At 32.7% G+C, this 248-nt stretch carries 1 protein-coding gene; it reads right to left on the bottom strand.

Going from position 1 to position 248, the window contains the following annotated elements:
* Positions 1 to 248 (bottom strand): hypothetical protein (locus AC2FA3_RS15460; RefSeq protein WP_490510363.1); only part of this gene is annotated, 248 nt, incomplete at both ends.

The raw sequence follows: 248 nt of genomic DNA, 5'->3' as shown, positions 1-248 counted from the left end.
AATTCTTCTTTGTTAAAAAACCAGCCCTGTCCGCTATCGTGCTTAGAGCCAAATTCTAATTCACCTAGATAATCATAAATGGCAATGCGTGATTTTGTATAAAATGGTAAATCTTGAAGATAATCTTTATAAGAGATTATCAGCGTATCTTTTGTCTTTAAAGTATTTACTACTTGAGCAATTTCTTTTCCTGTGCGATGTTGGGACACTTGTGTGATTACAGGTTGCAAAGAAAAGCTAAATAAAAT

This window comes from Janibacter sp. CoH_79_TC_3 (genome assembly GCF_058197955.1).
The sequence above is the reverse complement of the archived record's forward strand: the minus strand, read 5'-3'. Positions and strand labels throughout refer to the sequence as shown.